This window comes from Mesorhizobium sp. M7A.F.Ca.US.006.01.1.1, assembly GCF_003997935.1.
Lineage (GTDB): Bacteria > Pseudomonadota > Alphaproteobacteria > Rhizobiales > Rhizobiaceae > Mesorhizobium.
Map to the genome: position 1 here is coordinate 24,885 of NZ_RZQL01000034.1, position 12,007 is coordinate 36,891.

The 12,007-nt window shown below is 58.1% G+C and carries 11 protein-coding genes; 7 read left to right on the top strand and 4 right to left on the bottom strand.

What is annotated here, in order from left to right; all coding sequences use genetic code 11:
- Positions 1-31 precede the first annotated feature (31 nt).
- From EN943_RS08940 to EN943_RS08950, 3 genes are all read left to right on the top strand, one after another.
- Positions 32-1,348: a DUF4214 domain-containing protein gene (locus EN943_RS08940; protein WP_245460914.1), complete on the top strand. Its 1,317-nt coding sequence runs from the start codon at positions 32-34 to the stop codon at positions 1,346-1,348.
- 244 nt (positions 1,349-1,592) lie between these two features.
- The gene (locus EN943_RS08945; protein ID WP_063170847.1) at positions 1,593-2,654 is read left to right on the top strand and encodes an NAD(P)-dependent oxidoreductase; all 1,062 of its coding nucleotides are present in this window, start codon (positions 1,593-1,595) and stop codon (positions 2,652-2,654) included.
- 14 nt (positions 2,655-2,668) lie between these two features.
- On the top strand, positions 2,669-3,979 hold the full coding sequence (locus tag EN943_RS08950; RefSeq protein ID WP_064994814.1) for a DUF4910 domain-containing protein: 1,311 nt from the start codon (positions 2,669-2,671) through the stop codon (positions 3,977-3,979).
- Here the strand turns inward: EN943_RS08950 and rfbC are convergent.
- Positions 3,974-4,525 carry a dTDP-4-dehydrorhamnose 3,5-epimerase gene (gene rfbC, locus EN943_RS08955; protein ID WP_024505404.1) on the bottom strand — a complete coding sequence of 184 codons (552 nt, stop codon included), beginning with the start codon at positions 4,523-4,525 and terminating at the stop codon, positions 3,974-3,976. The two genes, EN943_RS08950 and rfbC, sit on opposite strands and share 6 nt — an antisense overlap.
- A 323-nt stretch (positions 4,526-4,848) precedes the next feature.
- Between rfbC and EN943_RS08960 the strand changes: the two genes are divergently transcribed.
- From EN943_RS08960 to EN943_RS08970, 3 genes are read left to right on the top strand one after another with little or no spacing between them, the layout of a single operon-like run.
- Positions 4,849-6,144, top strand: a complete 1,296-nt coding sequence (locus tag EN943_RS08960; RefSeq protein WP_063170846.1) for a class I SAM-dependent methyltransferase — start codon at positions 4,849-4,851, stop codon at positions 6,142-6,144.
- Complete coding sequence (locus EN943_RS08965) at positions 6,141-6,956, top strand: sugar phosphate nucleotidyltransferase (protein ID WP_127412303.1); 816 nt, start codon at positions 6,141-6,143, stop codon at positions 6,954-6,956. Before EN943_RS08960 ends, EN943_RS08965 begins: the two co-directional genes overlap by 4 nt.
- Positions 6,953-7,606, top strand: coding sequence for a PIG-L deacetylase family protein (locus EN943_RS08970; RefSeq protein ID WP_024505401.1), 654 nt, complete (start codon positions 6,953-6,955; stop codon positions 7,604-7,606). Before EN943_RS08965 ends, EN943_RS08970 begins: the two co-directional genes overlap by 4 nt.
- A 332-nt stretch (positions 7,607-7,938) precedes the next feature.
- Here EN943_RS08970 and EN943_RS08975 read toward each other — a convergent pair whose 3' ends face one another.
- Positions 7,939-8,637, bottom strand: a complete 699-nt coding sequence (locus tag EN943_RS08975; RefSeq protein WP_244507031.1) for a response regulator transcription factor — start codon at positions 8,635-8,637, stop codon at positions 7,939-7,941.
- Between the two features lie 683 nt (positions 8,638-9,320).
- On the opposite strand from EN943_RS08975, the gene EN943_RS08980 reads away from it, so the two are divergent.
- The gene (locus tag EN943_RS08980) at positions 9,321-10,958 is read left to right on the top strand and encodes a hypothetical protein (protein ID WP_245475652.1); all 1,638 of its coding nucleotides are present in this window, start codon (positions 9,321-9,323) and stop codon (positions 10,956-10,958) included.
- A gap of 358 nt (positions 10,959-11,316) precedes the next feature.
- Here the strand turns inward: EN943_RS08980 and EN943_RS08985 are convergent, their stop codons facing one another.
- Positions 11,317-11,610: a hypothetical protein gene (locus EN943_RS08985; RefSeq protein ID WP_127218776.1), complete on the bottom strand. Its 294-nt coding sequence runs from the start codon at positions 11,608-11,610 to the stop codon at positions 11,317-11,319.
- Between the two features lie 217 nt (positions 11,611-11,827).
- Positions 11,828-12,007 (bottom strand): hypothetical protein (locus tag EN943_RS37945; RefSeq protein WP_206522739.1); only part of this gene is annotated, 180 nt, incomplete at its 5' end.

Here is a 12,007-nt window from a genome sequence, read left to right on the forward strand (position 1 = left end):
CCATCCAATAGTCTCCTATCCGGGCATTCCGGTGGAAAGGCAACTCGACTTCATCAAGGATCTCGGCCTGAAATCGTACCGCGTCAACGTTTCAGGCGTGGACAACGCGGATATGCTCTCCAACCTCGTCGACGCCGGGAAGGCGAGAGGGATCGAGATCCTGCCCGTCATCACGCCTGCGGTCGCCGATCTGGACAAGGATAGTCCGGAAGAGCTCTACGCGAGCACCCGGAAACTGGCGGTCACCCTTGCTACCAGGTTCAAGAACGACATCCGTGTTTGGGAACTCGGCAACGAGATGGAAAACTATGCCATCATCAAGCCCTGTGAGAAACGCGACGATGGTTCGCAATATCCATGTGCATGGGGACCTGCGGGCGGAACAGGACCGCTCGATTACTACGGCCCGCGATGGGTAAAGGTGAGCGCTGTCTTGAAGGGCCTGTCCGACGGCATGACAGAGGTCGATCCGAGCATAAGGAAGGCGATGGGCACCGCCGGTTGGGGCCACACCGGAGCGTTCGTGCGGATGAAGCAGGACGGGATCGCCTGGGATATTTCTGTGTGGCACATGTACGGCGATGACCCGGAATGGGCGTTCCGTGAAATCTCGAGATACGGCAAGCCGATCTGGGTCACCGAATTCAACAATCCTTATGGAAGTCAGCGCAGCGAACGCCAGCAGGCTGACGGCATCAAGCAGACGATGACGCGGCTTAGCGAACTCAAGGACAAATATAAGGTGGAGGCCGCGCACATCTACGAACTGCTCGATGAGGCCTACTGGGCCCCCGGCTTCGAAGCCAATATGGGATTGGTGAGGCTCGTGGCTCTCTCAGATGGCAAATGGCGGACCGGCGAGCCTAAGCCTGCCTACAAAACGGTACGGGACTTCACCCGCGGCCCCCTGCCGATACCCAAGCCCCATCGGGACTGCGACCCCGAGGCCGCGGCTGCGGACCAGTCCCTACCGGCGCGGCAGGCAAGTTTCGTCTACTGCCTCATTCTTGGCCGCAAGGGCGACACGGCCAGCGTCAATCAGTGGTCGGCGGCACTTGAAGACGGAGCGACCAAACTCCCCGACATGATCATGGAAATGATGCGCTCGCACGAATTCGAAACCAGATATGCCACGATCGGCCTGACAGACCGCGCCTATGTCGGGTTTCTATATCTGTTGCTTCTGAACCGGTCCGCGGACGGCAACGGGCTTGAAACCTATACCTATCAACTGCGTCAAGGCTCAATGACGCGTGAGGCCGTGGCCTTCGGAATCGCCACGTCGGCGGAGTTCAACACCGGACACGCCGCGATGCGCGAAACATCCGCGGTCGCGGGGCCTGGGTGAAATCGAACCAACAAGCGCTAATTGAGTCTCGGATCGGGAATGCTGATGACGAGGCCGATGGAAGCATCAGCGACGGTGATCAGAAGAAAATCCTCCGAAAGGATTAGGCTCGGACCACCCGAAAGGTGCACTGGCGGCAAAGGCTTCGTCCAACAGGGCATCCTGATCGCCTATTGGCGTTCTCCCTCACTGTTTTCAGCCCAAGTAGCCTTCTGGCGATCACTATCGGCTTGAGAGGTGCGCGATGAAAGTCATGGTAACCGGCCATCAAGGCTATATCGGCTCGGTGATGGTGCCGATGCTGTTGCGTGCAGGGCACTCAGTGACGGGCTATGACAGCGATCTCTACCGGCGCTGCACCTTTACAGCAGGGGGCCAGCGGGCTTCAATTGCTTCAATCCAAAAAGACGTCAGGGACGTAGATGCGCGCGACCTCGAAGGGGTCGATGCCGTCATCCACCTGGCGGCTCTTTCCAATGATCCGCTGTCCGACCTTGATCCGGACATCACTTACGAAATCAACCACAAGGGCAGCGTCCGCTTCGCGAAGGCGGCCAAGGACGCCGGCGTGTCGCGCTTCCTGTTCGCCTCATCATGCAGCAATTACGGACAGGCCGGCGACGGGATGGTGGACGAAACGGGCGAACTGAAGCCGGTCACGCCCTACGGCTGGTCCAAGGTGCTTTCCGAACGGGACATTTCTGAACTGGCCGACAGCAGCTTCTCTCCCACCTATTTCCGTCCCGCCACGGCCTATGGCCTCTCTCCCCGGCTCCGCTTCGACATCGTGCTGAACAATCTCGTGGCCTGGGCGGTCACCAAGGGCGTCATCCTGCTGAAATCCGATGGAACGCCGTGGCGGCCGATCGTCCATATCGAGGACATTTCCAGGGCGTTCATTGCCGGGCTGGAAGCGCCCCGCGAGACCATTCACAACGAGGCCTTCAATGTGGGGCAGACGGGCCACAACTACAGGATCCGCGACATCGCCGAGATTGTCGCCGAGGTCGTGCCGGGCTGCCGGCTTGAGTTCGCGTCCGATGCCGGACCCGACAAGCGCTCCTATCGCGTTAACTTCGACAAGATCGCGCTTGCCCTTCCTGCCTTCAAGCCGCAATGGGATGCGCGCAAAGGGGCCGAGCAGCTCTATCATGCCTACCGAAAGTCGAATGTCACTCTCGACGAATTCGAGGGGCCGCGCTTCCAGCGTATCGGCCACATCCGGTATCTTTTGGCCAACGGACTTCTGGACGGTCGGATGCGGGTCGCCGAAGCCTCGAAAAGACTGGAGGTAGCGGCGGGATAAGCGGTGTGGAACAGGTGAATCCCGGCGGACTCGGCTCGCCGCCAGCGTCCGTCAGCCTCGGCCAGGAAATCTATGCCTTGGCCGAACGTCTGTTTCCGATCTGCAGGAGCATCACCGGAGATGGTGTGCGACAAACGCTGGACGTCTTGTCGGGGCACATCGATTTGGAACGGCATGAAGTGCCGACCGGGACACAGGTTTTCGATTGGACCATTCCCAAGGAATGGAACATCCGCTCGGCAAGCATCACAGGCCCGGACGGACAAACGGTCGTGGATTTCGCTGACTCCAACCTGCACATCGTCAACTACAGCGTACCCTTCAAGGGGATACTGCCGCTCGAAGAATTGAGGCCGCATATCCATACGCTGCCGGAACAACCGAAGGTGATTCCCTACCGCACTTCCTATTACACCCCGACATGGGGCTTCTGCGCAGCCCATGACCGTGTGGCCAACATGCCCGACGGTCTCTATCGGGTGGAGATCGATGCCGAATTCAAAGACGGCAGCCTCGCCTACGGAGAATACCTGCACCGCGGGCAAACAGAACGGGAATTCCTGCTTTCGGCGCACATTTGCCATCCCTCACTCGCCAACGACAACTGTTCGGGCCTGGCCCTGCTGGCAGCGCTCGCAAGAAGCCTGAAGGCAAGGGAAACACGATACAGCTATCGCTTCCTGTTCGCCCCGGGCACCATCGGCGCGCTCGCGTGGCTGTCGCGCAACGAGGACCGGACATGTCTCATCGACCATGGTCTGGTGCTGTCATGCGTTGGTGACGCAGGAAGCCCGGCATACAAGCGCAGCCGCCGCGGTGACGCGCTCGTCGATCGCGCCATGGCACACGTGCTCGGGCGTCTAGCTGGGGCAAAGATGCTGGATTTCTCCCCTTACGGTTATGACGAGAGGCAATATTGCTCGCCGGGCTTCGATCTTCCGGTCGGCATGTTCCAGCGGAGCGTCCACGGCACATTCCCCGAATACCACACGTCGGCCGACAATCTTGACTTCATCAGGCCGGAGCATCTCGAGGATTCCTTCCGCATCCTGACGGACGTAATCGACATCATCGAAGAGGACTGGACGCCGTTGAACCTCTTGCCTAAAGGCGAACCGCAACTCGGCAAGCGCGGCCTCTATGCAGCCCTGGGAGGGCAGAAGTCGTCGGGCGCAACGTCGATGTCGCTGCTTTGGGTGCTAAACCTTGCCGACGGGCAGCATTCGCTTCTGAGCATGGCGGAGCGTTCGAACCTGCCGTTCAAGGAACTCGCCGCCGCCGCCAGACTGTTATCGGGACATGGTCTTTTGGCAGCAGCCTCATGAGGCCGAGGCGCCGGTTCGCCGTCTGACAAGGGGCCAGGACTTGTCCCTTTCCGACATTGCTGTCGGCATCAATGGCCAGCGGATCGAAAAGGCCGGGTCATTGTAGAGGACGCCCGTCGACGCGTGGGGCGCATAGAACTGCGATATGAGATAAGAGACCTCGGTGCCGTCCGTAAGGGTCTGCAGGCCGTGCGCGAATCCGGCGGGGATATAGACCTGCTTCATGTTCTCGGATGTCAGCTCGAAGCCAAGCCACTTGTAGCGTGTCGGTGAATTCGGGCGCAGGTCCACGACGACATCAAAAATAGCGCCGCGGACACAGGAGACCAGCTTGACCTCGGCGTAAGGCTCCTCTTGGTAGTGTAGCCCCCTGAGAGTTCCCTTTTGGACCGAACAGGACCGGCTGTGCTGGACAAATCGGGTCGCCAGACCGCAATCCGCCATCTCCTTTTCGCAGAAAAGACGGGTGAAAAAACCACGGTCGTCAACCATCAGTGTAGGCTCGATCAGCCAGACACCTTGAAGCTCCGTTTCGGTAAACAGCATGCACTTGGATCCCCCGTGCCGAGCAAGACCGGCGCGGCAATTGTCAGCGTCGCCAGCCGACGCTGGAAGGGCTACCTAAGCCTTAGGTGGCCTCTTCGATAGCGGTATATCCGGATGACGGCTTTACCCGTTCGGCGGGCCTCGCGCCGGCATTGCCGCCGCCCGCTCGCTATTAGGATTAAGGCACCCGACGGATTGGCAAATCGAACCAGGGGGGGCTGTATCCTAACCTGTGGCCATCTGCCTGCGGAGGCGCGGCAGGCATCGGTTCTGCGTAGCGCACCGCGTCTCCGTTTTCTAACCAGCAGACAGGAGCAGGGGGAATGAACATTCAGGCAGTCGAAATCGTCCGCGATCATAGTGCGGCAAGCCGGAATGTCGGCTGCAGGCTCTGCGGGTCGCGCCTGCGCCACACCCTGGTCGATCTTGGCATGTCGCCGCCGTGCGAGAGGTTCCTGCAGCCCGACCAGCTCGACCAGATGGAACCTTACTACCCGCTCAACGTGCTTGTCTGCGACACGTGCTATCTGGTGCAGCTCAAGGAGTATATGAGCCCAGAGACCATCTTCAGCGAATACGCCTACTTCTCTTCGTTCTCGACCAGCTGGGTGGCTCATTCGAAACTTTATTGCGAGACGATCACACGACGCCTTGGGCTTGGCCCTGACAGCCTTGCGGTGGAACTCGCAAGTAATGACGGTTACTTGCTGCAGCATTTTCTGCCACTCGGCGTTCCTGTGTTGGGCGTCGAGCCGGCAGCCAATGTCGCGCGCGCCGCGATCGAGAAGGGGGTGGCCACCTGGGTCGACTTCTTCGGCGTCCGGCTGGCAAATCAAATGGTGGGCGAAGGACTTCGCGCGGACCTCATCATTGGCAACAACGTCCTGGCGCAGGTGCCAGACCTCAACGACTTCGTCGCCGGGGTGGCGATCCTGCTCAAACCGGAGGGCATGGTCACTCTCGAATTCCCACACATCGAGCGGCTGATGGCGGAGAACCAGTTCGACACCATCTACCACGAGCATTTTTCGTATTTCTCACTGTTGACGGTCGACCTGATGGCGGCCCGTCACGGGCTGCGGCTGATCGATGTCGAGGAACTTCCCACCCACGGTGGGTCGCTGCGGGTCTATCTCTGCCACGAAGGCAGTGCCTGGCCGAGGAAGGACAGCATCGCCCAATTGCTCGAGCGCGAAACCAGGCATGGGCTTGGAGAGATGTCGACCTACGCCTCTTTCGGCTACAAGGCGCAGCGCGCGAAGCGTGATCTCTTGGCATTCCTGATTTCGGCCAAGGAAGAGGGCAAGACGATTTGCGGTTACGGCGCGCCTGGCAAGGGAAACACGCTGCTGAACTACTGCGCCATCGGCACCGACTTCCTGGATTTCACAGTGGACCGCAACCCGTACAAGCACGGGCGTTATACACCTGGAATGCACATCCCGATCAAGCCCGTCGACGAAATCGACGAGGCTAAGCCAGACTACATCCTCATCCTTCCGTGGAATCTGAAGGACGAGATCATTCAGCAGATGCGCCATGTCGCCGCTTGGAACGCGAAATTCGTAGTGCCGATTCCTTTCGTGACCGTAATCGATCCGTCGGAGTACGAGAAATGAAAGTCATTCTTTTCTGTGGCGGTCGCGGGACCCGCATTCGCGACTATTCCGAAAGCATCCCAAAGCCGATGATACCGCTCGGCCACCAGCCGATCCTGCGCCATGTCATGCAATGGTACAGTGACTATGGGCATGACGAGTTCGTGTTGTGTCTGGGCTACAAGGCCAACGTGATCAAAGACTTTTTCTTGAACACCCGGCCGCAAACGTTTTCCGATTGCGTGGTTACGCGAGGAGGCCAGGACGTCAAGCTCCTCGGCGACACAATCAAGGACTGGAGCATCACTCTGCTCGATACCGGTATTTGGCGCAGCATTGGAGAGCGCCTGTGGGCTGCGCAGGATCACGTCAGGAACGAGAAGATGTTCCTGGCCAACTATTCCGACGGCCTGACCGATGTCGACTTGGACGACATGATCAGAAAATTCGAGGCCAGCGGCAAGATCGGCTGCTTTCTGGCAGTGCACGCGCCGCTGACTTACCATTTGGCCGACATCGCGGAAGATGGCCGCGTGCGCGAGTTTCGTGCGGCCGAGACATCGGAGATCTGGATCAATGGCGGCTACTTTATATTCCGTCCGGAAATTTTCAACTACATGCGCGACGGCGAGGAACTCGTTGTCGAGCCGTTCAAGCGTCTGATCGATGACAACATGCTGATGGCGTACAAGCACGAGGGTTTCTGGCGTTCAATGGACACGCTGCGCGATTGGCAATCACTCGAAGACATGGTCGAAAAGGGCGACATGCCCTGGAGTATGATAGCCACCGCCGAGAAGAATAGGCGTAGTATGGGGATGGCCGCATCATGAAGGGGCTTGGTCTCGCGCGTGGCGGCGAGGAACTCTCGATTCTGTGCGTCGGGGCCCATTCCGACGACATTGAGATCGGCGCGGGAGGCACAATCCTCAGTCTGATCGCGTCGGAGGTCAAACTTCACGTCTACTGGTGCGTCTTAAGCGCCGGCGGCCAGCGGTCGGCCGAAGCCAGGGCTTCGGCCGAAGCCTTCCTCGAAGGATCCCATTCGTCCACGATCGACGTTGCGGATTTTGAAGACGGCTATTTCCCAGTTCACAGCCGATCGATAAAGCATTGGCTGATGGACGTAAGATCAAGGGTTCATCCCGACGTGATATTAACCCATGCCAGGTTCGACGCCCATCAGGACCATAGGGAGGTCAACCAACTGACCTGGAACGTTTTCCGCGATCACCTTGTGCTCGAATACGAGATTCCGAAATGGGACGGCGATCTTTGCCAACCCAATGCGTATGTGCCGATTGCAGCCCACGTGCTGGAACGCAAGATCCAACTCCTTCACGAGCACTTCGGGACACAGCGCTCAAAGGACTGGTTCGATCGGGAGACATTCGCCGGGCTTGCGCGGTTGCGTGGAATGGAATGCCGGGCACCCGAGCACTTTGCGGAGGCCTTCACGCTTAGGAAGGTCAAAATATTGTAGCGATAGCCCTCCGGGGTCGCTGTCGCAAGGATTGGTCCCCCAGGACGGCACGACCAGTTCCACGAGAGAGCAGCAACCTGGTCCTCGCCATTGACGAAGTGTCACTTCCGGCTGGTTGCTGGACAGTGAGGCAGGAGTGCTTTGGACGCCTCGCAATGGTTAGTCTTTAGGAACAGGACATATGGGAGCTGGCTATATGCGGGGCGTCCACCACGGGTGTCCAGCGGGACGGAGGTCCCTCAATTGTGCAGCAATCATCCCCCAGATCAGACGCTACGCGAGAGCAAAACGGCCCGCACGATTTAACCAAAGTTAGCGTCTCATTTGCTTCGTCACTCCACAGCCAGAGATCCTTCGGCGAAGAGATCGTTGACCTTGTAAGCGACTTCCGTCCGGTTGGTCGCCTTAAGCTTTTTCATGATGTTGCGGATGTGCACCTTCACGGTGCTTTCTCTCAGGTTCAGCTCATAGGCGATGATCTTGTTCGCCTTGCCGCGTCGGAGCGCCTGGGCGACCTCAGCCTGTCTGAGCGTGAACATGCCTGTCAAAGGTGTTTCAAGGCTGCCTGAATCTATCAGGTGCCGCATGGACAGGACACTACTTGCAGGAACGAAAATGCCTCCTGCCACCGCAAGATTGATCGCCTCGACACAGACGTCGATCCCGACAGAGGTCGGAATGTAGCCACGTGCGCCACATTCGAGAGCCGCCAGTATCTGTGCAAGGTCTTCTGTGTCGGCCAAGATCACCACAGGCACCGACCTGAACTCGGACGAAATGCGCCTGATCTGATCCGCTATGCCATGGTCGGTGACTTTCCGGCCGCCCAGGTTGAAAAGAATGGCTGCAAGGATCATCCCCTCTTTCACGCGCCATTCGTCTATCGAACCCTTGGCCTCGACGGCCATGCCGAGTTCGTGGTCTTCCAAGGCCGATGCCAGACATTCGCGATCTAGCGCCCTTCCGTCCAAGATGAGGAGGCATTCTCTGCCTACTTGTTCATGGACCGTTGCTTTTCCGCCGGACGGAATTCCTGCCGGCTCTACCGAAGTGTATTTATGCAGTTCTACTGTGGAACTCATACTCTAACCCACCCTTTTCCCAACAAAATTCGCCCTGAGGCGGCAATTAGCCCCTCACTCGCCAGTTTCTTCAGAAAGTATAGTAATGCCCACCCGTTCTGAGAGCCTGGCTGGAATTGTCCAACCTGGTGCACCCGCTGTTCCTCATTCCCAGCCAGAACAGCGTGAGTAGCTTATGGGCTATTCACAAGCGGGCGCTAACATAAGTTAATTTTCGGTAAATTTTTGAGCCACGAAATCCCGACGCCTACCGGGAAACGCGAAGCCAGGGCGGCCGCGCCGCGCTTGTGCCGACACAGATACGCGTTGCGAAGGCTCGGGCTGAGGTGGCCACCTGAGGACCATCCTCCGTCAGCAAACACATATCCAGAACGGATCCGGCATTCTGGATCTCGGCTTCCAGCGCGTCGATCAGTCTTTCGACAGCTTTGCTGGCAATATGGCTGTCAGGGTACTTGGCTTTCACAGTGGCGCACTCGTAGATTTCCTTGAATTGCCTGACCCTGCTTGGGTCCGAACATGCGATATACATCGTGGGTGTCATATCGCCTCTCCTCCTTATGGTGGATTCTAGACAACCCGCCCGTTGCCAGCCTTCGGTCCGTCACGCGCATTTCTTAGTGCCGACATAGATGCGGCCATTCAGCCCAGGATCGCATTTTGCGCCGGCCACTGCCTTCACCATCAAGGGCAAGGGCGATGGAGACGAGCGCGTCCGCTACCTCCCTTCGCGGGTGAAGGCTACCCCCTTTGACTCTCTTGCGGGGGATACTCACCTGCCGAAAGATTGGCCATCGGACAGCTTGCTGTATCCGCTCACCGGGAACTCGATCGGCATGCAGGTGTCTTTGCCGGGACTGCTAGTATGCGCGGCTATTTTGCTTGTTGCGTACTATTCAAGGGGAATGCTGATCATTGGCTTGATCGCTTCCCAGGCTTTCGGTGCGACGGCCGTGATGACCCTGAGCTTTCTGGGTGGCTCATCCCCCTTGATCTACACCTTATTCGCGGGCCTGCTCGTCACGGCCGTCGCCGCGAGACGGCGTATCTGGTTTGATCTTGGATTCGTGTTCGGAAGCATCGGGTCGATCTGGTTCCTTACAAGCCTTATGCTTTACGCAATCATCGGATCATGGCTGTTTCCGAGGTTCTTTGCGGGACAGACGACCGTATTCGTGCAGTCCAAGAACCGTGGAACAGTCGTAGAAGATTCATTGGCGCCCGTTTCAGCCAACATTTCGCAGACGGGCTACTTTATTCTTGGTGGCCTCGCCGCGATAGCACTTTGCGCCCTGCTGCTGCACTCCAACCGGATCGATCAAATCAGGCGCGGCTTCTTTTTGTGGTGCGGCCTGCACGCGGGAATGGGGCTGATCGATTTCATTGGCAAGACCGCGGGGGCGGGAGACTTTCTGGCCCCGATCAGAACCGCCAACTACGCGATTATATCGAACGCGGTCGAGGCAGGCTTTGTGCGGATCACCGGGCCTTTTTCGGAGGCCTCTTCGTTCGCCAGCGTTTCTCTCGCCTGCCTGGCATTCTGCTACAGCTACTGGAGAAAGACCAAATCACCGCTTGCGAAATGGCTGGCCGGAATCCTGCTCTTCTTGTCCATTCTGTCGACTTCATCGACGGCTTACGTCGGGCTGACACTGCTATGCATCCCCGTTGCGTTGTCCATGCTACAGTCGGTCATCAGGGGAAAAGTTGCGCGCGAAGAGATACTGATAATAGCTCTCATGGTGGTGGGCGGGACCGCCGTACTGGGCATTAGTCTTTACAAAGCCGAGGCGTTGGACCCGTTCGTCAGACTGATCAACAGCACCATCATTAACAAAGCGGATTCCGGGTCAGGCCATGAGCGCACTTATTGGAATGTAAAGAGCCTGCAGTCGTTTCTCGATACGAGCGGACTGGGCGTTGGTTTCGGCAGTTCAAGGGCATCGAGTTGGCCGATCGCTGTCCTGTCGCAGTTGGGTCTGTTTGGATCGCTGATGGTAGTGGCCCTGCTCTATGTCGTGACCAGAGGCCTGGGCGCGGTTCGGGAACGGGTGGATGCAGAGACAGATGCAATCGTGACGAGCGTCAGGAATGCTGCCCTTGCAAGCATAATTGCAATGTCGGTGTCGGGTGGCAGCGCTGATCCAGGCATCCTCTTCTTCATCGCACTTGCAGTTGTTTGCGCCACGAGAGCCCGTGCTCGGCGCGGCGTAGCCGCCTTGGAACGAAGCGTTCCGGCGCCGGGCCACGCCACCGTCAACGTCCTGTAATCCAGTTCCGCCGAATTGGCTTCGCGGTGGCAAAGGTTCCTGGCGATGTGCCAGGCCCCCGTCCTGTGCAATATCGGCAGCGAAGTCGAATAAGGGACGGTCGTCGCGATCGAGCGTGCGACAGTACCGCGGCGGTCGCTTGCGAACGAGTAGAAGGGCTGCCGGCAATGTGCATTCGAAGCTTGCGTGGCTGTATCGAGGAGGTGCAGCAGCATCGTGCGGCCTTCTCCGCTTACGTGGTCTCGGGGTATAAAAGTGATCAGAAGCCGCTGCCGTAAGTCAAGTGCGGCCAGGACAGCTGCACAAAGCTTGCTGCATCCCGACGGAGCCAACTAGGTCCAGGGCTATCGGGAATTTGTCAAAAGACTTTTATGCTGCAATCGATATTTGCTTCCATAACGGGCCGACGACTTTCGTCAGAAACAGTCACCGAAAGGTTGCTTTGTAACCCGCCCTGAACTTCGTCCTGTGCCATGGCGACCAGCATTTTAACCGCGTCTACCCGGGCCTCGAGCGCACCAACGTAGTGGGTGCCCTCTGTATCGGGAGAATGGGATTTGCCGTCCCGGATATCGAAAAAAAACAGCGGCATTTTTGCGCCCGTGCTTAAAGCTGTGCGTTCGTCAGAGCAGAAGACTTGCTTCTTGCTCACGGCTGCTTAAGGCATTCCCCTGGGGGATTCTAGCAACCGCAGATGGTCAATGGGACGCGACTGTGGAGAACTCGAATGGCGGCGATCACAAAATATTACAAGGTTTATTAACGCCAGGAAACGCTCCTTATGGGTGGTCCTGGGAGTCGCAATCCAGCCTACGTTGTAACGCGGCACGGTCGTCGATCAGATCGCGGCATCACGACATTCAGCGGTATTATCGGATCTTTGCGGGCATCAGGGCTTGCAGGGCACCGCGGAAATAGCCCGACAACGATGCTCGCCGGCTTTCCATGTCGTGAAAGGGATCAACCAAACTGATAGATAGGCCGGAAGAACGGTTCCGGTAAGCTACCGCCTCGACAACCGCATTTGTGTCGTTCGGAGTGTCCTGTCT